Annotated in this window: 18 protein-coding genes and 6 pseudogenes; 11 read left to right on the top strand and 13 right to left on the bottom strand. The window is 55.9% G+C overall.

Annotated elements, in window-relative coordinates:
• Window positions 1-181: 181 nt before the first annotated feature.
• The 7 genes and pseudogenes from AC2FEE_RS23980 to AC2FEE_RS23950 form a co-directional block, all read right to left on the bottom strand.
• Window positions 182-2,602, bottom strand: coding sequence for a GcvT family protein (locus AC2FEE_RS23980; RefSeq protein WP_496867959.1), 2,421 nt, complete (start codon window positions 2,600-2,602; stop codon window positions 182-184).
• A gap of 166 nt (window positions 2,603-2,768) precedes the next feature.
• Window positions 2,769-3,008: a hypothetical protein gene (locus AC2FEE_RS23975; protein WP_496867958.1), complete on the bottom strand. Its 240-nt coding sequence runs from the start codon at window positions 3,006-3,008 to the stop codon at window positions 2,769-2,771.
• 127 nt (window positions 3,009-3,135) lie between these two features.
• The gene (locus AC2FEE_RS23970) at window positions 3,136-3,279 is read right to left on the bottom strand and encodes an aldehyde dehydrogenase family protein (RefSeq protein WP_496867957.1); all 144 of its coding nucleotides are present in this window, start codon (window positions 3,277-3,279) and stop codon (window positions 3,136-3,138) included.
• Window positions 3,276-3,735: pseudogene (locus tag AC2FEE_RS23965) on the bottom strand (aldehyde dehydrogenase family protein). Before AC2FEE_RS23965 ends, AC2FEE_RS23970 begins: the two are co-directional and overlap by 4 nt.
• Before the next feature lie 55 nt (window positions 3,736-3,790).
• Window positions 3,791-4,165: pseudogene (locus AC2FEE_RS23960) on the bottom strand (aldehyde dehydrogenase family protein); the annotation flags it as partial.
• Window positions 4,162-5,319, bottom strand: a complete 1,158-nt coding sequence (locus tag AC2FEE_RS23955; RefSeq protein ID WP_496867956.1) for an aromatic ring-hydroxylating oxygenase subunit alpha — start codon at window positions 5,317-5,319, stop codon at window positions 4,162-4,164. The gene AC2FEE_RS23955 and the pseudogene AC2FEE_RS23960, both read right to left, overlap by 4 nt.
• Before the next feature lie 102 nt (window positions 5,320-5,421).
• Window positions 5,422-6,327 (bottom strand): LysR substrate-binding domain-containing protein, encoded by a 906-nt coding sequence (locus tag AC2FEE_RS23950; RefSeq protein WP_496867955.1) that lies wholly within the window; start codon window positions 6,325-6,327, stop codon window positions 5,422-5,424.
• A gap of 188 nt (window positions 6,328-6,515) precedes the next feature.
• On the opposite strand from AC2FEE_RS23950, the gene AC2FEE_RS23945 reads away from it, so the two are divergent.
• Window positions 6,516-7,460 (top strand): PDR/VanB family oxidoreductase, encoded by a 945-nt coding sequence (locus AC2FEE_RS23945; protein ID WP_496867954.1) that lies wholly within the window; start codon window positions 6,516-6,518, stop codon window positions 7,458-7,460.
• Between the two features lie 223 nt (window positions 7,461-7,683).
• A pseudogene (locus AC2FEE_RS23940) lies at window positions 7,684-8,084 on the top strand (DDE-type integrase/transposase/recombinase); the annotation flags it as partial.
• Between the two features lie 102 nt (window positions 8,085-8,186).
• On the opposite strand, the gene AC2FEE_RS23935 reads toward AC2FEE_RS23940, so the two are convergent.
• From AC2FEE_RS23935 to AC2FEE_RS23925, 3 genes are all read right to left on the bottom strand, one after another.
• Entirely contained in the window at window positions 8,187-11,291 is a 3,105-nt protein-coding gene (locus tag AC2FEE_RS23935; RefSeq protein ID WP_496867953.1) for an efflux RND transporter permease subunit, read from the bottom strand.
• Window positions 11,292-11,347: 56 nt separating this feature from the next.
• Window positions 11,348-12,472: an efflux RND transporter periplasmic adaptor subunit gene (locus AC2FEE_RS23930; RefSeq protein WP_496867952.1), complete on the bottom strand. Its 1,125-nt coding sequence runs from the start codon at window positions 12,470-12,472 to the stop codon at window positions 11,348-11,350.
• A gap of 241 nt (window positions 12,473-12,713) precedes the next feature.
• Window positions 12,714-13,022, bottom strand: a complete 309-nt coding sequence (locus AC2FEE_RS23925) for a hypothetical protein (protein ID WP_496867951.1) — start codon at window positions 13,020-13,022, stop codon at window positions 12,714-12,716.
• Window positions 13,023-13,161: 139 nt separating this feature from the next.
• On the opposite strand from AC2FEE_RS23925, the pseudogene AC2FEE_RS23920 reads away from it, so the two are divergent.
• Both AC2FEE_RS23920 and AC2FEE_RS23915 read left to right on the top strand, forming a co-directional pair.
• Window positions 13,162-13,630 (top strand): annotated as a pseudogene (locus tag AC2FEE_RS23920) (IS6 family transposase); the annotation flags it as partial.
• A gap of 52 nt (window positions 13,631-13,682) precedes the next feature.
• Window positions 13,683-13,772, top strand: a pseudogene (locus AC2FEE_RS23915) (IS5/IS1182 family transposase); the annotation flags it as partial.
• A 69-nt stretch (window positions 13,773-13,841) separates the two neighbouring features.
• On the opposite strand, the gene AC2FEE_RS23910 reads toward AC2FEE_RS23915, so the two are convergent.
• Window positions 13,842-14,411, bottom strand: coding sequence for a DJ-1/PfpI family protein (locus tag AC2FEE_RS23910; protein ID WP_496867950.1), 570 nt, complete (start codon window positions 14,409-14,411; stop codon window positions 13,842-13,844).
• A gap of 209 nt (window positions 14,412-14,620) precedes the next feature.
• Here AC2FEE_RS23910 and AC2FEE_RS23905 point away from each other — a divergent pair, with 209 nt between their 5' ends.
• From AC2FEE_RS23905 to AC2FEE_RS23895, 3 genes are all read left to right on the top strand, one after another.
• The gene (locus tag AC2FEE_RS23905) at window positions 14,621-14,983 is read left to right on the top strand and encodes an antibiotic biosynthesis monooxygenase (RefSeq protein WP_496867949.1); all 363 of its coding nucleotides are present in this window, start codon (window positions 14,621-14,623) and stop codon (window positions 14,981-14,983) included.
• 288 nt (window positions 14,984-15,271) lie between these two features.
• Entirely contained in the window at window positions 15,272-15,823 is a 552-nt protein-coding gene (locus AC2FEE_RS23900; protein WP_496867948.1) for a gluconate 2-dehydrogenase subunit 3 family protein, read from the top strand.
• A 42-nt stretch (window positions 15,824-15,865) separates the two neighbouring features.
• Window positions 15,866-17,443, top strand: coding sequence for a GMC family oxidoreductase (locus tag AC2FEE_RS23895; protein WP_496867947.1), 1,578 nt, complete (start codon window positions 15,866-15,868; stop codon window positions 17,441-17,443).
• A 142-nt stretch (window positions 17,444-17,585) separates the two neighbouring features.
• Here AC2FEE_RS23895 and AC2FEE_RS23890 read toward each other — a convergent pair.
• Both AC2FEE_RS23890 and AC2FEE_RS23885 read right to left on the bottom strand, forming a co-directional pair.
• A pseudogene (locus AC2FEE_RS23890) lies at window positions 17,586-18,322 on the bottom strand (IS6 family transposase).
• Window positions 18,323-18,518: 196 nt separating this feature from the next.
• On the bottom strand, window positions 18,519-19,157 hold the full coding sequence (locus AC2FEE_RS23885) for a TetR family transcriptional regulator C-terminal domain-containing protein (RefSeq protein WP_496867946.1): 639 nt from the start codon (window positions 19,155-19,157) through the stop codon (window positions 18,519-18,521).
• Between the two features lie 190 nt (window positions 19,158-19,347).
• On the opposite strand from AC2FEE_RS23885, the gene AC2FEE_RS23880 reads away from it, so the two are divergent.
• The 4 genes from AC2FEE_RS23880 to AC2FEE_RS23865 are packed head-to-tail and all read left to right on the top strand — an operon-like array spanning window position 19,348 to window position 23,190.
• The gene (locus AC2FEE_RS23880) at window positions 19,348-20,211 is read left to right on the top strand and encodes an ABC transporter permease (protein ID WP_480468892.1); all 864 of its coding nucleotides are present in this window, start codon (window positions 19,348-19,350) and stop codon (window positions 20,209-20,211) included.
• Window positions 20,208-21,002 (top strand): ABC transporter permease, encoded by a 795-nt coding sequence (locus AC2FEE_RS23875; protein ID WP_496867945.1) that lies wholly within the window; start codon window positions 20,208-20,210, stop codon window positions 21,000-21,002. The genes AC2FEE_RS23880 and AC2FEE_RS23875 overlap by 4 nt, the downstream gene beginning before the upstream one ends.
• Window positions 21,003-21,022: 20 nt before the next feature.
• Window positions 21,023-22,138 (top strand): ABC transporter ATP-binding protein, encoded by a 1,116-nt coding sequence (locus AC2FEE_RS23870; RefSeq protein WP_496867944.1) that lies wholly within the window; start codon window positions 21,023-21,025, stop codon window positions 22,136-22,138.
• Entirely contained in the window at window positions 22,135-23,190 is a 1,056-nt protein-coding gene (locus tag AC2FEE_RS23865) for an ABC transporter substrate-binding protein (RefSeq protein ID WP_496867943.1), read from the top strand. Before AC2FEE_RS23870 ends, AC2FEE_RS23865 begins: the two co-directional genes overlap by 4 nt.

Genomic DNA, 23,190 nt, shown 5'->3' with positions numbered 1-23,190 from the left:
GACCGCGGGAAGAAAGGGGAAAGTTTGGCCATCTGCTTGTCAGTCAGCCAGAAAAGGTCGCTCATATCACCGCTCCGCTTTTCGAACCGTGAATCATGCAGCGCTTTCAAAATCAATGCATCCTGGCCCTAGCTAAGACGCGCCAGCCGATACGGCCGGCGCGTTCTTCATGGGGACTGGCTTAATCCCGCAACACTTTACCCGCTGCATCAAAGGGCGGCTCGTGCAGAATAACCGCCTTGTGCGGGCGCCCGAGAACCATGACCTCAACCTCATCCCCCGGCTGAGCGTTTTTGACGTAGCCCAAGGCCAGCGACATGCCGACAGTGTAGCCATAAGTGCCCGAGGTCACGCGCCCTATACCCTCGCCATCCTTGAAGATCGGCTCGCCACCGGTTGCATCGGCGTTGGAGGCGGTCACGTTGGCCTCGTCCAGACGCAGAAGAACCAGCTGTTCGCGCGCCGGGTTTTCCAGAACCTTCCGCGCGGCTTCTTTATTCAGGAAGTCCTTGTCGAACTTGCACAAACCGTCCAAGCCCACCTCGTGAGGCCAGTATTCCGGACTGTATTCGCGGCCCCACGAACCATAGCCCTTTTCGATCCTCAACGACATCAGCGCGCGACTACCGACGGGGCCTGCACCAAGCTCTTTACCCGCTTCGATCAGCGCATCGTACAGACGCGCCTGATTTTCGGTGGTGCAGTGCAATTCCCACCCCAGATCGCCGGTGAAGGACACGCGAAGTGCCAGAACCTCAACGCCCGCCAGTTCGATCATGGCCGAGCGCATGAACGGGAAATCCTTGGTCGCCAGCGACGCGTTAGTCAGTTGTTGCAGGATTTCGCGCGATTTCGGGCCCGCGACGTTGAAGCCGCACATCGCTTCGGTTTTGCTTTCGAAGGTGGTGCCCTCGGGTAGAGGAACCTGCTTGAAGTACCGCTTGTGATAGCGTTCGGCCATGCCCGAGCCGATGATCCAGAACTCATCCTCGGCCACGCGGGTGACAGTAAAGTCGCCCGCGATACCGCCACGTTTCGAGATCAGCGGGGTCAGGCACGACCGGCCCACCGCCTTGGGTATAGTGTTGGCGAAGACGGCGTTTAGCCAGTCCGCGGCACCCGGACCCTTGCAGGTATATTTGGCAAAGTTCGAGATATCGATGATGCCGGCGCGGTCGCGCAGCATCCTGCATTCCTCGCCCACAGGTCCCCACCAGTTCTGACGAGTAAAGCCGTTGGTATCCACGGTTCCGGGCGCATTCGCGAACCACAGCGGGTGCTCCCAACCAACATTTAGGCCAAAGACGGCACCCATCGCTTTTTGGGTCTCGTAGATCGGGCGCACACGGGCCGGGCGGCCTGCGCTGCGTTCCTCGTTCGGAAAATGGATGGCAAAGCGGTGCGCGTATTGATCCTGTACTTTGGCCTTGGTGAATTCCTTTGTGGCCCAGCTGCCAAACCGCGCCATGTCCCAGGCAAACAAGTCGTATTCGGTTTCGCCCTCGATGATCCACTGTGCCGCCATTAGGCCCATACCACCGGATTGCGAGAAACCGGGGATGATGCCGTTGCAGCAGAAATAGCCATCAACCTCAGGGACCGGTCCCATCAGAACATTCGAATCCGGCGACCAAATCATCGGACCGTTGATGACGCGTTTGATCCCGGCCTCTCCCACGGCGGGTAGGCGCTCGATAGCGTTCATCATGTTCTCTTCTATTCGTTCCAGATCGTCGGGGAACAGGTCATGGGCAAAGTCCAGCGGGGTGCCGTCCTCGGCCCAGAACTTCATGCCCTTCTCATAAGCGCCGATCAGCAGACCCTGACCTTCCTGACGCAGATAGTATTCACCATCGCGGTCCGAGACCGAGGGCAGGCGGGTGCCGTGCGCTTCGACATCGGTCATGGTTTCGGTCACAAAATATTGGTGCTCAGTCGGTTGCAACGGCAGCTCAATCCCCGCCAGTCTCGCCACTTCGCGCCCCCACAGACCGGCGGCATTTATCACCCAAGGCGTCCTGATTTCCCCTTTGGGCGTTTCTACGATCCAGGTGCCGTCGTCCTGTTGCTCGGTTGCGGTGACTGGGGTAAAGCGGTGAATTTTGGCCCCGCGCTGACGCGCGCCGACGGCATAGGCGTTGGTCACACCCGACGGGTCGACATTGCCGCCATCGGGTTCGAACATCACGCAGCGGATGCCGTCGTAATTGACCAGCGGGTTCAGCTTTTGCGCTTCTTCGATGCTGATCTCATAGAAATTCATGCCATATAGCTTGGCCTTGGCCGCCTGCAGTTTGAGCTGATGCTCACGCTCTTCGGTCTGGGCCAGGTACAGCGAGCCAGGTTGGAACACGCCGCAGCTTTGGCCTGTCTCTTCCTCCAGCGCCTTATACAAGCTCATCGTATAGTGCTGGATGCGGCTGATATTGGTGCTGTCATGCAGGCCGTGAATATTCGCCGCCGCATGCCAGGTTGAGCCTGACGTCAACTCATCCCGTTCCAGCAAAACCACATCCGACCACCCCAATTTGGTCAAATGGTATAGAATAGAGCACCCGATTACACCGCCACCGATGACCACGGCCTGAGCTTCTGTTTGCATTTTGTTATCTCGCGCGTTTTGTGTCGTTGGGTTTCTTTCACGAACCGGGCGCCATCGACAATGTCCACAAAATTCAAGGTGGGGTGAGGTTGGTTAAACTCATGGATCGGGGACAACAAAACGGAAGCAGTGCGTCAGAGCGCAGGCGCGTGACGCTGCGGCCTTCTCAAAACTTCAGACGATGCGCACGACCGCGTGCAACGAGTTTTTGGTTCAACTCATCCGCCTCGGGTGCGCCGTATTCAAGCGCAAAGACGAAGGCATGGGTCAGGTAGAAACAGGCCGCATCGGAATCCTGCCGCAACTCAGCCTGATTTGCCGCCTCGTGGTACAGGTGGATCAGCGCGGGCACATCATTGTCCGCATGTGCCTGAAGCAATTGTTTATCCAGCTTGTCCAGATCCATGGTCAGCCTTTCAGCGAAATAGCAATGTTCATGGTGCGCACGTAGTTATAAAACTCCTGAAGTCCTTTTTCACGCCCGAGGCGCGACTTACCCCCCCGAACGGGGGCGATATTCCGCCGGCGAACCATTAATTGACAAAAACCTGACCGGCCAGAAGCTTGCGTGCCACCCGATGCGCCCGCGCCAGATCACGGATAAAGATGCACGCGACCAGCCCAAACTCGGTAGCGTTGGCCTCGGCCTCGGTCTCGACGGGGGTAAAGCAGGTCACAGGGCCAAGATCTCTTCCTGCATCGCTCGGCTGGAGGGGTCGACTTCGACCAGATTGGTTGGGGTCATGATGTAGCCGTTGCGATTCAGACGCGCGCCACCCGCGGCGACGTGGACACCGGCCTGACGGGCGGTCGAGGTGATCTCTTCGACGCACTGCAATTGGCGGACAGAGGTGACCGGCATTGTAAAGGATACCGCATTGCAGGCTGGACAACAGCGTGCCCATATCAGCGTCTTCCAGGGCAACAGCGGCGGATTTGCCACCCAGCTCCATCAGCAACAGGATCACGTTATTGGCCGCCAACCGCAGGACGTGCTGACCCGTGGAAACCGCGCCGGTAAACTCGATCTGATCCACCTGGGAACTCGCCACCAGCTTTTTGTACAGGTCCAAGCGGATGCCATTCAGGACCGACACGGTGCCTGCGGGCACCTCCGCACGCTCCAGTGCCACGCCCAGCGTGGCCAGACTGATCGGGTCCAGTTCCGGCGATTTTGATGATGGTCGAATTGTCCGCCGCCTTCGACAGCGCCTGCGACCGGCCCGCAATGGACACCGGGAAGTTCCACGGCACGATCTGTGCCGACACCCCGTAGGGTTCGAAAACGGTATAGTCGGTATAGTTTGGACCCAAGGGGATCGACTTGCCTTCGATCTTGTCGGTCACACCGCCGTAGTATTCGAAGTATTGTGTCGCTTCGGTGAATTCATCCCGCGCCGCTTCCAGCGCTGGGGCCTGAGTGTTCTCGCTCGCCTGCGCGCAACCCGCCCCAAGATCCTGATTGGCGGGATCTTCAATTGCAATGGCAGCGTCCTTATCGCGTTCAACCCACGACCCGGCCAGATAGGTTCCGGCCAGACCGTCGTTCAGAAAGCCGTTCATGCTCCGGCGCGGCCTTTTTCGACCTGAGTCGCCACCCAGTGGTGGAAGCAGTGGGTCGGCCCGTCCATGGCGGGAGAGAAACGGCCACCATCGAACAGAACGCCATGGCGGCCCTTTTGCATACCCTCAACAACAAACACGTCTTCCTGGAACACGGTGTTCCACAGCGCCGAGTTCTTGGCCCGCAGCGCCTCATGCTGGGGCGCGTCTTCTGGTTTCTGAGCATAATAGAGTTCTATATGCTCGATGGTCCTTTCCTGTGTCACCGGCTCGAGGATAAAGGCAAAGCCGTGGTCGCGCTGCACACCCAGCATGACGTTCGGATAGACGACGATGTATTCCGCGCCTTCCATCCATTTTTCGCTGAGCCCCCGGAAATCGCTTAGTTTCTCACCATCCTGACCTTCGAATTGGCGATACACATAGGTACCCTGACCGGAGTATTTGCCCAACTCGTTGATGTTGTAGTGATCTTCCAGACGGGAATAGCTGTTCAGACCGGGGTGAACCCACGGCAGATGGTAGCTTTCACAAAAGTTCTCAACGGCCAGTTTCCAGTTCGCGTCCAGTTCCAGACGCACCGAGGCACCGGCACCGCCATGATACATCGGCTGTTCGAACTCTTTCCAGCGCTCCATCAACTCGCCGTGAACCTCTTCGAACTCAGGCGCGTTGCCGTCTACATTTACGAAAACTACGTCACGCCAGACGTATGACCGAATGCGCATTAGGCCCAGTTTAGCAAAATCCAGATCTTCGTGGGTGTTCTGACCGGGGCCGCCTACATGGGGGGCAGTGCGCAGCTCGCCATTAAGGCCATAGCACCAGCTGTGATAAGGGCAGCGGATCGCGCCGCGGATTTTCTGAGGCTTGTCGACCAAGATCATACCACGGTGACGGCAGGTGTTTTGGAACACGCCGATCTCACCATTGCGGTCGCGGACCATCAGGATGGGCATCCCCAGGAAGTCGACCGGTTTCGCATCGCCTGCCTCGGGGATGTCCTTGCCAAAACCGATACCGGACCAGTTGGTAAACAGGACCGACTCCCGTTCTTCGGCAAAAACGGCGGGGTCGATATAGTGCTCGTTCGGCAGTCCCTTGGCTGTGTTTACCGGGGTTAGAACGGACGAAAGCGATGCATGCTTGTTCATCGGTCACTCCTGAGTGTGTCTGTAGCTTTGGATTTCTTCCCCATTGGCAGCGCATCAGGTCTGTCTTCAATACCAAAAAACCTAACCGGTAAGTGAGACTGGCTAAACCGATCCGCCCTGAACTTCGTCTAGCAGCCAGTTTTTGAGAGCCAGTGCGCCTTCGGGAAGATGTTCATCCTCGCGCCCCACCAGATAGAAATTGTTTGGGGCCGGAATACTGAACTCTTCAAGTGCTACCAGCTTGCCCGAGCTGAGCATCGGTTGAATCAGTCGCTTCCACCCCAGTGCGAGGCCAGCCCCCTTGCGGGCCACTTGCAGGGCTAGCGCGTAACTGTTGACTCGCGATTGCGCCGGTATATTGCCGGAAAACCCGATCTCGTGAAACCATTCCGGCCACGTCGTCCATGTATTGTCTCTGGTTTCCAGATGGATCAGGCGATGCTCTGTCAGGTCGCTCAGGCTGGCTCCCTTCAACTCAGCGGCCAAATCGGGGCTGCACACTGGTGTCAGGGTATCGCGATAAAGCTTTGTATGAGGCAACGAGGAGTTCGGATCCTGCCCGTAGCGGATAAAGAAATCCAGATCGGGACGGTCGGCAAAGGATGTGTCCTGCGCCATCTGATTCACTTTAACGTGCGGATGTTCCTGCCAGAACCGGATAACGGACGGGGATAGCCACAAGGCGGCAACTGCGGTGGTCGATCCCACGGTGGCGTGGTTTTCGGAATCACCACTGCGGACTTGCTCCAGAACCTTTGACACCTTGAGGAAAGATGTGCCCAGAACCTCAAAGAGAGCCGCGCCATCTTCGGTGAGTTCAACACCCCTATGCTTGCGTATAAACAGAGGCGCGCTCAGGTCGGTTTCCAGCGCCTTGATCTGATGGCTCACGGCACCTGGGGTGACGGACAATTCGCTTGCTGCGTCCTTGAAACTCAGATGACGCGCGGCTGCCTCAAAGGCGGACAGTGTGGCAAGAGGGGGTAGGTTGTAATGGCGTCGTGACATCAGGGCTACGTTGCGTTGAAACTTAACTTGAGCTTGCTTCAACTGAATATGAAAAATTTTGCAATTGAAAACCATGTTTTTTTCTGCAGCTTTGGCACGGCCCGTTTTTTATGTCCAAAATTACCAGGCGCCGAACACGAATTCGGTAACCTGCAGGGCATACCGACAAACACATGATGGAAAACCAGATGAACACCGAAGTCGCGCGCCTTGTCCGAAAAACTGAACTGAGCCCGGATACATCGGATTTCTGCTTCGAAATCCTCGACGGTCGGTTCACCGGTCTTGAGCCCGGCGCCCATGTGGATGTTCACCTGAGCGATGATCTGGTGCGCCAATACTCGCTGTGGAGCTGGAGCCAGGACGGGCGCATGATCAACGTTGCCGTAAAACGCGAGGATGGTGGGCGCGGCGGCTCGCGGACCATGCACGACATGGAAGAGGGTACAAAGTTTGCCATTGGTGGGCCTCGCAATCATTTCCCGCTGGAAAGCCATGATCGGCACGTCACCCTGATCGCGGGCGGGATCGGGGCAACCCCGCTGGTGGCAATGGCACGCGAGTTACTGAACCGGGGGCAGGATTTCCGGGTCTACTATCTTGTACGCTCCAAGGATTACGCCGCAATGGACAAACAGTTCCGCGCGCTGGGTCTGGATGAATGGTATCACTTGCATTGCGACGATACCGATGGCCCGTTCGATCTGGCGGTGGTGATGCAATCCATTCCGATGGGTGCTGATGTCTATGCCTGCGGCCCCGAGCCGATGCTGAACGCCGTATTGGAGGCTGGAACCGCACTGCGCGGTGGTGCGATCCATTTCGAACGGTTCGCTGCCGTGTCGGATATCGAGCACGCACCCAATGACAGCTTTGAGATCGAGGTTCAGTCCACAGGTGTTGTCTACAAGGTGTCACAGGACGAAACGATCCTCGACGTACTCAAAACCAACGGCGTTCATGTGGATTTCGGCTGCTCCGAAGGGCTCTGCGGGTCGTGCATGGTCGATGTTGTTGAAGGTGAAGTGGATCATCGCGATGGCATTCTGACCCCCGAGGAGCAGTCTACGAACAGCTATCTCTGCACCTGTGTATCTCGGGCAAAATCCGACCGTCTGGTGCTTGCGCTCTAGCAGCGGGAACACTTTGTATTCACGTCTTTTTTGGTTACTTAGCATAGGGCCCGCTGACCTGCAGAGCGGTTGAATCGCTGGCCAGCGGAGAGTTCAATTTGTTGATATCAACGAAGGGGTCTGACCGATATCGGCCATTGTGTTGCTGTCACCGGGGAACAGGTCACCAAGTCGCCTGGGATATCGGTCACGCACCAAAACAGCGCCGCAAAGGAGGGACTTGAACGTGCTCGATATCCTGGCGCAGCGGCAACGCGATGCAAAAGCCGCCAGACGTTTTCTGAAACAACTCATCGACAGGTTTGGCGAACCGCGTGTCATCGTCACCGACAAACTACGCAGCTACGTCAAGCCAATCAGAGAACTATGTCCGGGCGCCGACCACCGGGCGCACACGGGGTTGAAAAATCGGGCTGAAGGATCGCACCGAACGACCCGAAAAAGCGAAAAGCTGATGGGCTGCTTCGAATATCCGAGACACGCCCAAAGATTCCTTTGTGCTCACGACCAGAGGAACACGATGTTCCGCCCCGCCGCTATCGCCTTTCCGACACCTCGTACCGCCACACCCATGCGGATGCCCACGATCTTTGGAATGGCCATGCCCTCAAGTTGACCTCCTGACCGCGCCGTTCACAGCTCTTTTCAACCACCGGCAAACAACTTGGCAAAGCCTCCCTGACAGTTGTGACCAACTGCTGTTGTCCAAAAACCGGGTAACTTTTTTCATTCGGTGGCTACGCGTCTGACCACGCGGTAGATCATCACGAAGAAGACTGGCACAAAAACAACGCCCAGCACGGTGGCCGATATGACACCGCCCATCACACCAGACCCCATTGCCGTGCGCCCCCCCGCGCCAGCGCCCGAAGACAGGACCAGCGGCAGAACACCCAGAGAGAACGCCATCGAAGTCATCAGAATGGGCCTGAACCGCTGATGCGCCGCGTCCTTGACGGCTTGCAGCAAAGGCTCACCGGCTACGACCTTGTCGCGGGCGAACTCGACGATCAGGATCGCATTTTTGCCGGTCAGACCAATCACCGTTAGCAGCGCGACCTGGAAATACACTCCGTTTTCAAATCCGCCCAGCCAGGCCCCGACCAGCGATCCTGTCACACCGATCGGCATGGCCAGCATCACTGCAAAGGGGATGGTCCAGCTTTCGTACAGTGCCGCAAGACACAGGAACACGGCAGCAAGGGAGAGGGCATAGAGCATCCCCGCCTGATCCCCGGATTCCCGCTCCTCCAGCGACAGGCCTGTCCATGCGATCTGGTATCCTGGCGGCAATTGCTGCGCCAGCGCCTCGATCTCTGCCATGGCTTCGCCGGTGGTGAACCCTGGCGCAGGGCTGCCCTGCAGTTGAATGGCCGAAACACCATTATTGCGGTACAGACCCTGCGGACCGAATTGCCAGTTCGCGGAAGAAAAGTTGGACAGCGGCACAAGACCACCTGCATCATTGCGAACCCGCCAGGCCTCGATATCTTCGGGGACCATGCGATAGGGTGCATCCCCCTGAACATAGACGCGTTTGATCCGGCCCCGGTCCAGAAAGTCGTTCACATAGCGCCCAGCCCACGCCACCGACAAAAGCTCACCCACTTCCTGCGCAGACAGGCCCATCGCACCGGCGGCGCGCCAGTCCAGATTGATGTTGAACTGGGCCGCGTCCTCAAGCCCGTTGGGACGGATCGAGGCGATTGTCTCACTTTGCCCCGCAAGGCCCATCAATTGATTTCTCGCCTGTACCAGCTCTTCATGGCTTTGGCCGTCACGGGCCTGCAAGTAGAAGTCGAAGCCGCTGACGTTGCCAAGTTCGATCACCGCAGGTGGAACAATGGGGAACACAAACGCTTCCTGAATTTGCGAGAACGCCCCAAAGGCCCGGCCCGCAATGGCTTGAGCGCTTCGATCAGGAGTGTTTCGTTCGTCCCAATCCTTCAGGCTGATGAATGCAATACCCATGTTTTGGCCCTGCCCGGCGAAGCTGAAGCCACGCACGGTAAAGACAGAAACGACGTTTTCGGTCTCACTCTCCAAATAATACTGCTCAATCTGTTCAAGCACGTCCTCTGTCGCCTCAGCGGTAGAGCCCGTAGGACCCTGAACCAGAGTGAAAAGGATGCCCTGATCCTCTTCGGGCAAAAAACCGGTCGGCGTGCGCGCAAACAGGAAAACCATCGCAGCGCCGATCAGCAGATAGATCAGCCCCACGCGCAGTGGACGCCGGATCGAGAATCCAACCAGTGACGAATAGCTTTCGGTCAGCCGGTCGAATCCGCGGTTGAACCATCCGAACAGGCCGCGATTGCGTTTGTCATGATCAGGTTTGCGCAAAAGCGTTGCGCACAAGGCGGGCGTCAAGGTCAGCGCAACCACAACTGACAGCATCATGGCTGAGACGATGGTGATCGAGAATTGCTGGTAAATGACCCCGGTGGAGCCACCGAAGAACGCCATCGGGATGAACACCGCCGACAGCACCAAGGCGATGCCGACCAGTGCACCGGTGATCTGACTCATGGATTTCTTGGTGGCCTCGTAAGGGGAAAGTCCCTCTTCCTCCATGATCCGTTCGACGTTTTCGACCACGACGATGGCATCATCCACCAGCAGACCGATGGCCAGAACCATCGCTAACATGGTCAGTGTGTTGATCGTGAACCCAAAGACCGAGATGATCGCGAATGTCCCAAGCAGCACGACCGGCACAGCGAGGGTCGGAATAATCGTTGCGCGCAAACTCTGCAGAAACAGGAACATGACGAGGAAGACCAGTACAATCGCCTCGATCAGTGTGTGCACCACTTCTTCGATCGAGATCTCGACAAAGGGGGTGGTGTCATAGGGTATGACATATTCCACGCCGTCCGGGAAAAAGGCAGAGACTTCATCTAGCTTGTGCTTCACGCGCTCGGCTGTATCCAAAGCATTGGCGCCCGAGGCCAGCCGGATCGCCATACCCGCGGTGGGCTTGCCATTGAACCAGGCGGATGTGGTATAGCTTTCCGCTCCGATCTCCACCCGCGCCACATCACGCAGCAGAACCAGCCCACCATCGGTTTCTGCGCGCACCACGATCTGTTCAAAGTCTTCGGGCGTCGACAGCAGCGACTGCGCGGTGATCGTGGCGTTAAGCGCCTGACCTTCAACCGCAGGCAAAGCGCCGAAGGACCCCGCCGAGACCTGGGCGTTTTCTTCCGAAACGGCCTGTACAATATCCGTAGGCGTCAGCTCGAATGCGGCCAATTGTTCGGGGTTCAACCAAATCCGCATCGCATATTGCGCACCAAAGACCTGAACATTGCCGACACCCTCCAAACGGCTGAACTCGTCGACCATGTTCGATACCATATAGTCTGACAAATCCACCGCATCGAGGCGGTCATCGGTCGAAACAAGCGCCGCCACCAGAAGGAATCCGCCCGAAGATTTTTCGACGACAACACCCTGACGCTGAACGATTTCCGGTAGCAGCGGCGTCGCCTGACTCAGCTTGTTCTGAACCTGCACCTGCGCAATGTCAGGGTCGGTGCCGGTTTCAAAGGTCAGCGTCACCGTGGAAGACCCGGTCGATGTCGAGGACGAACTGATGTATCGCAGCCCGTCGAGCCCGGTCATCTGTTCCTCGATCACCTGAGTCACGGTGTTGTTCACGGTCTGGGCCGAGGCGCCGGAATAGGAGGCGGTAACCTCGACCGTGGGTGGGGCGATTTGCGGATATTGCGCCACCGGCAAGTTGAAGACAGCCAAAGTGCCGATGCCCATCAGCAGGATGGAAATGACCCATGCAAATACAGGTCGGTCGATGAAGAAACGTGCCATGGGGAACTTTCACATCTGGTTGCGGGAGACTGAGCGCTTAAATCCGTCAGCGCGGTTCAGGACTCCGGTTCCTCGGTTGGCGCAACCGTCGCGCCGACCCCTATCTTTTGCAGCCCTGCAACGATCAGGCGGTCGCCAGCTTCAAGACCGTCCGTCACGATCCATTTGTTGCCCTCGGTGCCCCGGACCGTAAGGATCCGTTCGACGACGGTGTTGTTGTCGTCTACCACCATCGCCGTCGGCTGACCGCGCCGGTTGCGCGCGACGCCCTGCTGCGGTGCAAGCACTGCGCCCCGCAGAACTTCGACCGGCAGATGCGCGGTGACATACATGCCGGGCAGGACAATCTGGTTGGGGTTCGGGAATTCGATCCGCAGTACCGAGACACCAGTCTGCGGGTCCACTTGCGGTTCCGCCGCAAGAACCGTACCGGTCTGATCAAAGGTCGATCCATCCGCCAGCGACACCGTCACCGTCGGGTCAATCATTTGTAACGCTGCCGTCTGCGATGCAACGGCCCGATTGAATCGCAACACATCCTGAGTGGAAACGGCAACGTCCACATAGACACGGTCGATCTGCCGGATCACAGCCAACGGTTCAGCCTGTTGCGCGGTCACCAGCGCGCCTTGCGTGGCCAGCGCCCGGCCTACGCGGCCTGAAAGGGGCGCGCGGATCGTCGTGTGTTGCAGGTCGATTTTTGTGGTTTGCAATTGCGCCTGTGCCACCAGCAACGCGGCCTTGGCCGCGTCGCGTTCTGCCACGGCACTGTCAACCGCCTGTTGGCTGGCCACGTTGCGCAGCAACAGCTCGGCCACGCGTTTTTCTTCCTTTTCCGCAGCGGTCAGCCGAGCCTTGGCCTGAGCAACGCTTGCGGTGGCCTGCTGGACCTGCGCGTCATAGACGTCGTCGTCGATGCGATACATCGCATCACCTTCCTGAACGGTGCCGCCTTCCTGAAACAGGCGCTCGACAACGATTCCGGAGACCTGTGGCCTGACCTCTGCCACACCCAGCGCGGCGACGCGGCCCGGCAATTCCGAAAACAAGGTCACGTCCTGCGCTTGCAGCGTCACAACTGTTACCGGCACAGGATCGTTGGTTTGCGCAGCAGCCAATGATGTCAAACCGGAAAGCAATGCAGTCAATGACGTAAGCAGGAAGGCTCGGGTTCTGAGCATCTTTCGCATCTCCGTTCGGTGTTGTTTTCTAAAAAAATGGTCGTGATATGAACGGCGTACGGGGCCGCGCAGTGTGTAGGCATTTGTTCCGGCCAAGCGGCCCAGAATGGAAAATCAGCAGGCAGAATTCTGCAACGCTCTTCCTTCCCATAAATTCCTTACTAAGAAATGCAATAGGCTTATTACCCCCGGCTCGTCCACTTCCCGTCTTCACAAGCCATTGTGCATATTCGAACACCTCTTAGTTGCACCCGCCGGAGGACATATTGTTCCCGGCGCCACCTTCAATCACGTTTTCTCCGCATCCACCTTTCAACAGGTCGTTGCCGCTGCCGCCCGAGATCCGACCATCGCCCTGGCCGCCGGTGACAAAACCATTGCCGTCGCAGCCCAGGATCATGCCCTTGTCGCGCGTCCCGGTCAGAGCGTCCGAGCCAAAGGTCCCGATCTCGCTGTTGCCGTTTAGGATGCCCAGTTCCCCGAGCAGGAAATTGGCGTAGTTGAACCCGTTATTGGCCGGGCTTCCGGTAGAGACTTCCGGATTCAGCATTGGGCTGAAGTCAAGGCCTGTTGCCCCGGATCACCAACCCTGTCAGTCGGCCGCCATCCGTGTAGCTGTGCCCTGATAGGACGATTCCGTCAGTCTGGAATTTGCTTACTAGTCTCTCATCCAGTTGCCGCAGTGGGCTGCAGACAAGTGGCATTTGGACGAGGTTGTCATCTCGATGGACGGTGAAATATTTTGGATCTGGCGGTCGGTTGATGCCAATGGCAACGTGCTCGATATCCTGATGTAAAGGCAACGCAATGCAAAAGCCGCCGGACGTTTTCTGAAACAACTGATCGACCGGATCGGCGAACCGCGTGTCATCGTCACCGACAAACTGCGTAGCTACGTCAAGCCAATCAGAGTACTATGACCGGGACCCGATCACCGGGCGCACACGGGGTTGAACATTCGGGCTGAAGGATCGAACCGGCCGACCCGAAAAAGCGAAAAGCTGATGGGCCGCTTCAAATCTCCGAAACACGCCCAAAGGTTCCTTTGCGCTCACGACCAGATCAACACCATGTTCTGCCACCGCCAACTCGTACCGCCACGCCCGATCGGATGCCTACGATTTTTGGAATGGCCATGCCCTCGAGTTGACCTCCTGACCGCGCCGTTCACAGCTCTTTTCAACTGCCGGCAAACAACTTGGCAATACCATGGCGGCGTGTCGCAAACAGATACGATAGGTGCCCAAAAGTATTCCTTTCCGCCGTTGCTCTCGTCGCAGCTGTCATTTTCTGGCTATGAAACAAGAACGGGTCTTGAACCTAAGTTCGCTGAGGCCGCTATCGATACTATTGTTGCGACTGCCTGCATTTAATTGTGCTCAGCCGTAATCAATTCGATAAACTGAGAAACGGTTTCTTGCGGAACACCGGCTGCTTCAAAGATCGCAGCAGCAAAGCTCACAGGCGCTGTTCCAGAAGCGGTAATAAGTCGACCTGATGAAACCGCCGAAGCACTTTGAACGTAGTGCGATACGCCATCATATCCCACGGCATTCTTGACCAAAAATTCGGTATCGTTTGAAGTATGCGGCTTCTCGTTCAGCAATCCAGATCTGGCAAGGGCCAGGGTGCCACCACAAATCCCCCCTATTGGAACGCCTTTTTCATTTTGAGCCACAAGCAGGTCCGAAATGTCAGGCGCGGCATCAGAATCCCACACGGTACCACCAATGACTGCCACTACGTCCGGTTGCCAATCGGCCAGATCGCTCAATCCTCTGGAGACAACAACTGTCAATCCGCCCATCGAGATCAATTGCCCTGGCGTAGGAGAGAAGTACATCACATTGAGCCCATAAAATGAACCGCCGATACCACCTATCAAGGCGTACTCCCAGTCAGCGAACTCGTTTGTAAGTATCAGCGCAACTTTCACCATTTAGCTGTGTCCCTTTGAATCGCAGGGAGGAACGTATAGGGAACGCTCGGGACATGCAATGTTGCCGGGTCATCAAGCATCCATCCTTCGGTCCTGCGACCTGAGCAGTCTTACAGGGTCAGCCTTCAAGCAGTTTTGCTTTTGAAGGCAGGTCGGACTCCGCCTATTCTGACGACGGATGATTTAAACGGGTTATTGGAGGAAGTATTATGTCCGTTCCACAGATTGTTACCGTCGTCGGCTATTTTTCCGTGTCCGCAGCGAATGCGGAGGCATTTCGAAAAAACTGTGCGGAAATGATAGAACTGCGCAATCAGGAACCTGGCCATGTGGCTTCGGCCTATAGTTTTGGTAAGGATGGGACGGCCGCTTCACGCGAAGATTACGAGAGCGCTGATGCAGTGATCCGCCATATGGAATTGGGCACACACATCTTTGAAAGTACACAAGCCCTGGTCGAGATCACCGGGGTAGAGTTGCATGGTCCTAAGGCTGAGCTTGAAAAACTGCGTGATTTGTTCAGCGGGATGTCTCCGAGAATCTATGAGACCGAATTTGGGTTTCGGCGTTAGATGGGTTTGAATGTTTGATTGATGCCAAGGTCGTAATGCAAACACCATCATCGTGAGGGCTGTATTATCAGGCTTATAGAAGACGTGGACGACTGCACCCTTTCTGTGGTTGCGACCCTTTGAGCCTGCATCTGGGTTAGGGGAAAACCAATCCGATGCAACTTGAGTTGCTGATTCATGACAGTCGGGCTTTTTCAGGTTCAACACCGGCAAAGCTCTGGAATTTGACAAAAACCGCACGACTGCGACAATGGAAAGTTCCATTTGCGATAGGCGGAGACGGATCAAATGATGGGAAGACGCCGCTTTTTGACTCGTATACTCCCGACCACATTCGGGACAAGCACCTTGATGCGCAGCCTGTCCAAAAATGCGGAGGCAAAAACCGTCGAAAGTGAGATCTACAAAGCACTAACGGTAAAGGAAGCGGAGATTCTGACTGCTTGGTGCTCAACTATCGTGCCGGGCGCAGGAGACGCCGGGGTGGCAAAGTTTGTCGATCAAAGCCTTGCAGGAGATCAGGCCTCGTCGCTACTGCTCTTGCGGTACCTCAATGCCAGCGACATGGCGGGATTTTACCGTCTGGGTCTCGCCGGAATCGAGCAGGAATGTATCCACCGGTTTAACCTGCCATTTGTCCAAATAACCAACAACCAGCAGATGGAATTGGTTGAGGCGGCTGTAGCCTCGGATATGCAGGTCTGGACCGACCCGGATCCGAATTTCTTCTATTTCATCTCACGCAGCGACGCGGTGGATGTGGTTTATGGCACGCAGGCGGGATTTTCGGATCTGAACATCCCTTATCTGGCGCATATTCCGCCACCGCGACCCTGGTAACGAATTAACCGCATATATGCTAAACCAAAACGCGGGGAGCCAATGGCGAAAGCGGCACATGACAAAGTTGAAGTCGTCATTGTCGGCTCTGGCATCGCTGGCAGCACGATGGCGGCCGAATTGGGTGAGGCGGGGTTTGAAGTACTGGTGCTTGAGGCCGGACCGGAGCGCCATCTGTCTGAAATGATCAGCTCGCAAATCTGGTCGCGGAGGCTCAGATGGGCCGGGCCGGAAGTTCTGGAAACAGGTGACCTTGTGGGGGCGGCGAATTTTGCCATGGGTTGGGGGACCGGCGGCGCGGGCCTGCATTGGTACGCGAACTGGTACCGGCTGCATCCGGACGACTTTCACGTCAAATCTATGTACGGACGAAGTCTGGACTGGCCCATAGGATATGATGATCTGCAACCATGGTATGACCATGCGCAGTCCTATTTCGGGGTATCGGGGGACAATGATTCCCATGCGCCATCAGCGGCGCCTTATCCCATGTCGGCCATTTCCCTATCCAAACAGTCACAGGCAATCAAACCAGGGTTTGATGCAGAAGGTTTGAGGCTGACGACAAACACTCTGGCGGTGAACTCCGTCCCGTATGTTGGGAGAGCAGGTTGCCTGCTTGACGGCTGGTGCGATGCGGGTTGTCCGATCGGAGCATTGGCGAACCCATTGGTGCTGCAATGGCCACGGGCCCGAGAGGCGGGGGTTAAACTGCGCCACAATGCCTACGTGTCACGGGTTGAAACAGACCCTTCAGGATCGAAGGCAACCGGTGTTGTGTATCTTGATGAGCAGGGCCGGGAAAATCTGCAACCCGCCGACGTTGTCATCTCGGCCTGTCATACAATCTGGAATGCACGGCTGCTGCTGTTGTCTTCCAGTGACAAGCATCCCGATGGACTTGGCAATGGAAGCAAGACACTGGGGCGATATTTCATGTCCCACGCTCTCACGACCATCCACGGGCTGTTTAAGCAGGAAACAGAACCGCATTTGGGTGTGTCCGGCGCCAATTCACTCTGCTTGGAAGGCTATGACGACAAACAACCAGCACAAGATGCCTTTGGCAGCCGCGCCTGGCTGGTGGGACAGGCAGCAAAACCAAACGATTTGTTGGGGACTGCTCTGGCAAAGCCGGAATTGTTTGGCGCGGCTCTGGATGAATATCTGCGTCAGGCCAGTTTGCACTATGGAAACATGACTGTGCTTTGCGAGGAGGATAGCGTTCCGGAAAACTGCATCAAACTCGACGCGTCAAAACGTGATCGTTATGGATTGCCGCAAGCGCATGTGAGTAATTCGCTTCCGCGGGCGAATGCGTCCAGATCAGAGCTGGCAAAGGAGGAGGGTCTGCGCATCTTTAATGCCGCAGGGGCCCGTGACGCCTGGGCAGGGCCGCGAAATCCAATGCACATGATTGGTGGTACAATCATGGGCGATGATGCGTTAGCATCGGTAACAAACTCCTTCGGGCAGGTGCATGAAGTCGACAATCTGTTTGTCGCTGGCGCAAGCCTGTTTCCCACACCCGGCGCGATCAACCCAACAGCTACTCTGGCCGCATTGGTGTTCCGCACAGCAGATTACATTCGCACCCATAGATCAGAACTGCTGCCCTAACGAGAGGTGCGAAGGAGTTGCGACCGCCCCATGCCGTCGAAGGCGCCCAGCAGTGATTGAAACCAGCGATGCAGCTCATTGTCCGGTGACCAGAACGCAGTCGCGCTGACGGTTGTATCGCAAACTATTGGAACGGCCGGAATCAGGGATATGCTGGACACACTTTTCTCAAGACTTCAGCGAATTGACGAAACCCAGAGGCACACGGAAAGTCGAATTGGCTCTTGCTGATCATGTTGGCAACTTCGATCCCATTCAATGTCGCGGAAGCTAAGCTGAGCGACTTGAACCCGCACATGTGCCGGTCACGCCGTGGATAAAACTGTGATCCTGCTCGATCATGTCGTTAAAACTTTTGAACCGGATGGCTTGAATTTCGGTTGGGCAGTCAAACCGACTAAGGGTTTCGTTCACTTTTCGAATGCCCGCCGCGTTAGCTGAACTTTTGTCGATGATGATCTTGCCTGGAATTCCACTTGAAGACAGCGCTTTGGCAAAGAACCATCGTTGCTGATGGACGGTTCCTGCGCTCAGGCAGCATGAAATCAAACGTGCTTCCTGCTTTGCCGACAGCTCGATAAAGGTACATCCACTTGCCAGCATACGCTGGTGGATCTCGGCCTTGCCCCAGGATTTCTGTGTTGGGTATTTCTGTGATTGCGCACGCACGGCGATCATTGGCGAAAGCTTCGCAACCCGCTTGTTGTGAGTGCCGTGGTCAATCCGCGCACCGCGTTCACCCATTATCTCTTCCAAGTCACGATAAGGCACTGCGTACCGCAAATGGATGTATAGAGCGTACAAAACTGCTTCCTTGGGGAAGTGGCAGCCCTTAAATGAGACCGTACTGAAACCTGCTCTCGATAGATTTGAAAGCAACAAGTGCCGAAACACACATTCTCGTCAATAATAGCCCAATGTCTGCGACGCATCCGGTTTTTGCGCGTAACGCGGGTAGGAGATTTGTAATACGGTACAATTGGGGTTGTGAAAACACTGCGTCACGAATTCCTGGAGAGGCCAGAGAGGGCGTCCGCACCTTTAGAACCTCACTAACAAACTATCGCAACTTTCATCAAAATAGCAGTGCGCCGTTGAGGTCGAAGTGTTTGGGAAACATTGCACGTAAAAATCGAAAAACAATTCTCATTGCCTCGTTACGATCAAATGAATCCGGGTGGAGTAGGTAATCGGTCCACATGCCTTCCAACATGGCGATTGTGCCGTGGGTAGCATCCCGTGCAACCTGATTGGGGTGCTCGATGCCTGTTTCTTTCGCAATTCGCACGAATGCGTTGAAAACCAGGTTCCGAAGCTTTGCATCGCGTGTATCTGAAAAGGCCGCTATTGCTGCTCTGTTTCTGGCTTCACCTCGAAATGCGTACCAAATTGAAACATTCTTCTTGTTGAGGATGGCTTCACTCAAGTCACCCCGCACAATCATCTCAATATGTTCTTGACCCGTTTGCCCGGTCGTTTCCAACATGGCATGGATGCCGTCGTAGTATTGCTCGGACGAGTAGCGGGCCGCCTCGTCAACCAGATTGTCTTTGCCGCCGAAATGTAGGTGAATCATCCCGCGGGACAAGTCGGCACGTTGAATGATTTCGCTGACCGACGTCTCAGAAATTCCCTTTTCTGCAACCGAGTCGAGGACTGCCTCGATCAGAGACAGGCGGTTTCGTTCTCGTATCTGTTGGCGTCTTCCAGTCATTTGATCAGGCAGTTCTGTTTGTTTTCAATCTCTTGCGGTGCATTCTAGCGGCCCATGTGAAATTGGCCAGCCGCAGATGTGAAAATATCAGTTGACACAACTGGCCTGAAAATTCCAGATTTAAATGGACGATTGTCCATTTTGTGATGGAAATGGTCTCGCCACCGAAAGCAAAGTTCAGCAGGGAAGCATGGCCGGAGTCATAAGAAGTGAAACGGGCAAGGGCCTGGCATTGAGCGCGCCTGCGACGCTCTATGTCGGCCTGCTTGTCGCTGTGCCCCTTTGCATTCTTGTAGCCTACAGCTTTTGGACCCAGACCTATGTCGAGATTGACCGCACTCTGACCTGGGCGAATTACCAGGAGGCGTTTACCGACCCCTTGGTTCGGCATTTGATGATCCGGTCGGTCGCGATCGCTGGGGCGGTGACATTGGCAACCGTTTGTTTGGCCTATCCGATTGCTTACTTCATCGCATTCCGGACACAAAAGAAGACCCTCTGGCTATTGCTGATAACCATCCCGTTTTGGAGCAGTTATCTGCTTCGGGTGTTTAGTTGGAAGCTGATCCTTGGATTCAATGGAGTGATGAACTCGGCTTTGATCTCATTGGGGCTGATACAGGAGCCGCTGACTTTCCTGCTCTATAACGAATTTGCCGTTGTTCTCACGCTTGCCCATGCCTGGGCACCGTTTGCGATCCTGCCGATTTATGTGTCGTTGCAAAAGATCGACCGTAGCTTGCTGGAGGCCGCAACCGATCTTGGCTGTAGCAAGCTTGAAAGGTTTGTCCGCGTGACTTTGCCTCTGACAGTACCGGGGATCATCGCGGCCTGTCTGATCATCTTTATCCCCACGGTAGGCGACTACGTCACACCGGCTCTGGTCGGTGGATCGCAAGGTAAAATGGTTGCCAATTTGATCCAAGTGCAGTTTGGCGCTGCTAATAATTGGCCATTGGGTGCAACCTTGTCTCTGCTTGCCATGCTTTCGGTCGGCTGCGTCGCGATCTTGTTCGTGGTGGTGGTCACCGCACTGGGGCGGAGGATCAGATGACCAAGGCGTTTCGTATCCCATGGTTGCTTGTCTATGCCGTCGGCTATCTGGTGTTTCTCTACCTGCCGGTTCTGCTTTTGCCGCTGTTTTCGTTCAACGACGGAACCATTGTGGCTTTCCCGCTAAAAGGGTTCACATTGAAATGGTACGCGCAATTGGGTCAGCAAGACACGCTGCTGCAAGCGATGGTGAATTCGCTGATTGTCGGCAGCGTGACCGCTCTGATGGCGACGTCTCTGGGCCTTTTCGCCGCGCGCGCCTATGTTAGATACCGTTTCAAGGGTCGGGAGTTTTCCGAAGGCTTGGTCATGCTCCCGCTGGTCGTACCCGGCATCATTGTCGCAAGTTCGATGCTGGTACTGTTCATCAGCGTCGGGCTGAAACCTTCGCTGACAACCGTGATCCTTGGGCATGTGTTCGTGGCTTTGCCCTTCGCGGTATCGATCATGAAGTCCGCTTTTGATGACTTCGACCAGTCGTTGGAAGAGGCTGCCTTTGACCTCGGCGAAAGCGTTGTGGGGACATTTAGGCGTGTCACTCTTCCTATCGTTGCACCGGGCATTATCGCGAGCCTTTTGGTCACGTTCACCGTGTCCTTCGACGAGTTCGTTCTGGCCTTCTTCCTGTCCGGAAACAGCCCGACACTGCCGGTTTATATCTGGAGTCAGATTCGCTTCCCGGCAAAACTGCCCAATACACTGGCACTTGGCTCGCTACTTTTGCTCTCGTCCGTCCTGCTGCTGCTGATTGCCGAGTATTTCCGCCGCCGTTCCACCCAATCTTCTGATTGAAGCCTAAGGAAACAAACAAGATGAGCGAACAGAACATCATCGAGATTCAGGGCGTAGAAAAACGCTTTGGCACCTTTGTGGCTGTGTCCGATCTGAACCTCACCTTGAAAGAGGGCGAGTTCTTTTCGCTGCTTGGCCCTTCGGGCTGTGGAAAGACAACGGCTTTGCGCATCATCGCGGGATTTCAGGATCACGAAGAGGGCGAGATCCGGATTGACGGCCGGACGATGGGCGAGGTGCCTGCCAACAAGCGGCCTACGAACATGGTGTTCCAAAGCTATGCGATCTTTCCGCACCTGAATGTGGGTGACAATGTCGGGTTCGGCTTGCGTAAGACAAAGCTTTCCCGAAATGAAATCAAGGAACGCGTTGCCGAGGCGCTTGAGATGGTGGAACTCGGCGGTTTGCAGGACCGTAAGGCCAATGAGTTGTCTGGCGGACAGCGGCAGCGCGTGGCGCTTGCCCGCGCACTGGTCATGCGGCCCAAGGTGCTGCTGCTGGATGAACCCTTGTCCGCGCTAGATAAAAACCTGCGCGAAGCGATGCAATTGGAAATGCGCCGACTGCAGCAAAAGCTTGGCATTACCTTCGTTATGGTCACGCATGACCAGTATGAGGCGATGACCATGTCCGACCGGATCGGCGTCATGTTCGCTGGTCAACTCAAGCAGGTCGACAAGCCCGAGGTTCTGTATTCTCAACCCTGCAATCGGGAAGTGGCCTCGTTCATCGGCGGAATGAACTTTCTGAATGCTGAAGTGACTGCTGAGAACGCCGACACGCTGGACGTGAATGTTCAAGGGTTTGGCTCGATGACAATTGGGGTGAACCCAAATGTTCAGGTGCATGACAAAGATCTGCTGGTCGGCGTTCGCCCTGAGCAGTTGGAAATCAGCGCGGAAAAACCGGATGAGTACGACGCGCATGTTCAGGGCAAGGTGTCGGACGTCGCCTTCTATGGTGAAAGCGTCCACTATTATGTGCGCGTCGACGGGTTGCCGGAAAGCATCGCCGTTGCGGTGCCAAACTACTTTCACACAGTCGACCACAGCCGGGGCGATACCGTTTGGCTTGGCGTTCAAAGCGCCTCGGTGATCGACCTGGGCAAACGTGAATCTTTGGGAGGAGACAAATGAATAAAGCAACATCACTTGTGGCAGCGGTGGTTGCCACCTTCACGGCAAGTCAAGCATTGGCTGATGCCGCTGATCTGACCGTTTTCGACTGGTCCGGGTATGAGGATCAAGGGTTCTTTGGTGATTACGTCGAAAAATACGGCGGGCCGCCCAGCTACACCTATTTCGGCAGTGTGGAAGAGGCCTTCACCAAGCTTCAATCCGGGTTTGAGGCTGATCTGGCCCATCCGTGCACGGACGCCCTGAGAAAATGGGTGGCGGCGGACATGATCAAACCGATCGACACCAGCAAGCTGGAAAACTGGGACAAACTGATGCCCAAGATCAAAGAGGTCGATGGCATCACGATAGACGGCCAGACCTATATGGTGCCCTTTGAATGGGGGAATACCGGCCTGATCTACCGCACCGATATGATTTCAGCTGATGATGTTTCGCTGCAATTGTTGTTAGACCCTGCCTATCAGGGCAAGGTTGCTGTTCCGGATGCAGCCTCCAGCGCGTTTGCCATGGCTGCGCTGGCAACTGGTGCCTCAAGCTATTCCGATATGAGCGAAGAAGAATTCCAGAAGGCCGCGGATTACCTGCGCGCGATTCATCCGAATGTACGCTTCTACTGGTCTGATGCGGGCCAGTTGGATCAAGCCATTGCCAGCGGTGAGGTGACACTGGGCTGGGGCTGGAACCAATCGGAACTCAACCTGATCTGGAACGAAACTCCGGCGGTCATGATGCGTGATGTGGACAAGGGCATCGCCACCTGGGTCTGCGGTTATGTGCACCTGAAATCTGCCAAACAGTCCGATGAGCAGGTCTATGACATGCTCAACGCGCTTAGTTCTGCTGCCAGCGGCAAGTATATCATCGAAAGCTGGGGTTATGCCCATGCCAACGAGGAGGCATTTGCGCAGGCTGATCCGGAACTGATCGAAACCTACGGGTTCTCGGACGTGGACAGCTTTTTTGACGGCAGCCTTTTCTTCGACGCGGTCAATCCTGAGATTGAAGCGAAAATGTTGAAGGAATTCGAACGCATCAAGGCGGGCTTCTAG

Source organism: Ruegeria sp. YTSC199 (assembly GCF_059609725.1).
The sequence above is the reverse complement of the archived record's forward strand: the minus strand, read 5'-3'. Positions and strand labels throughout refer to the sequence as shown.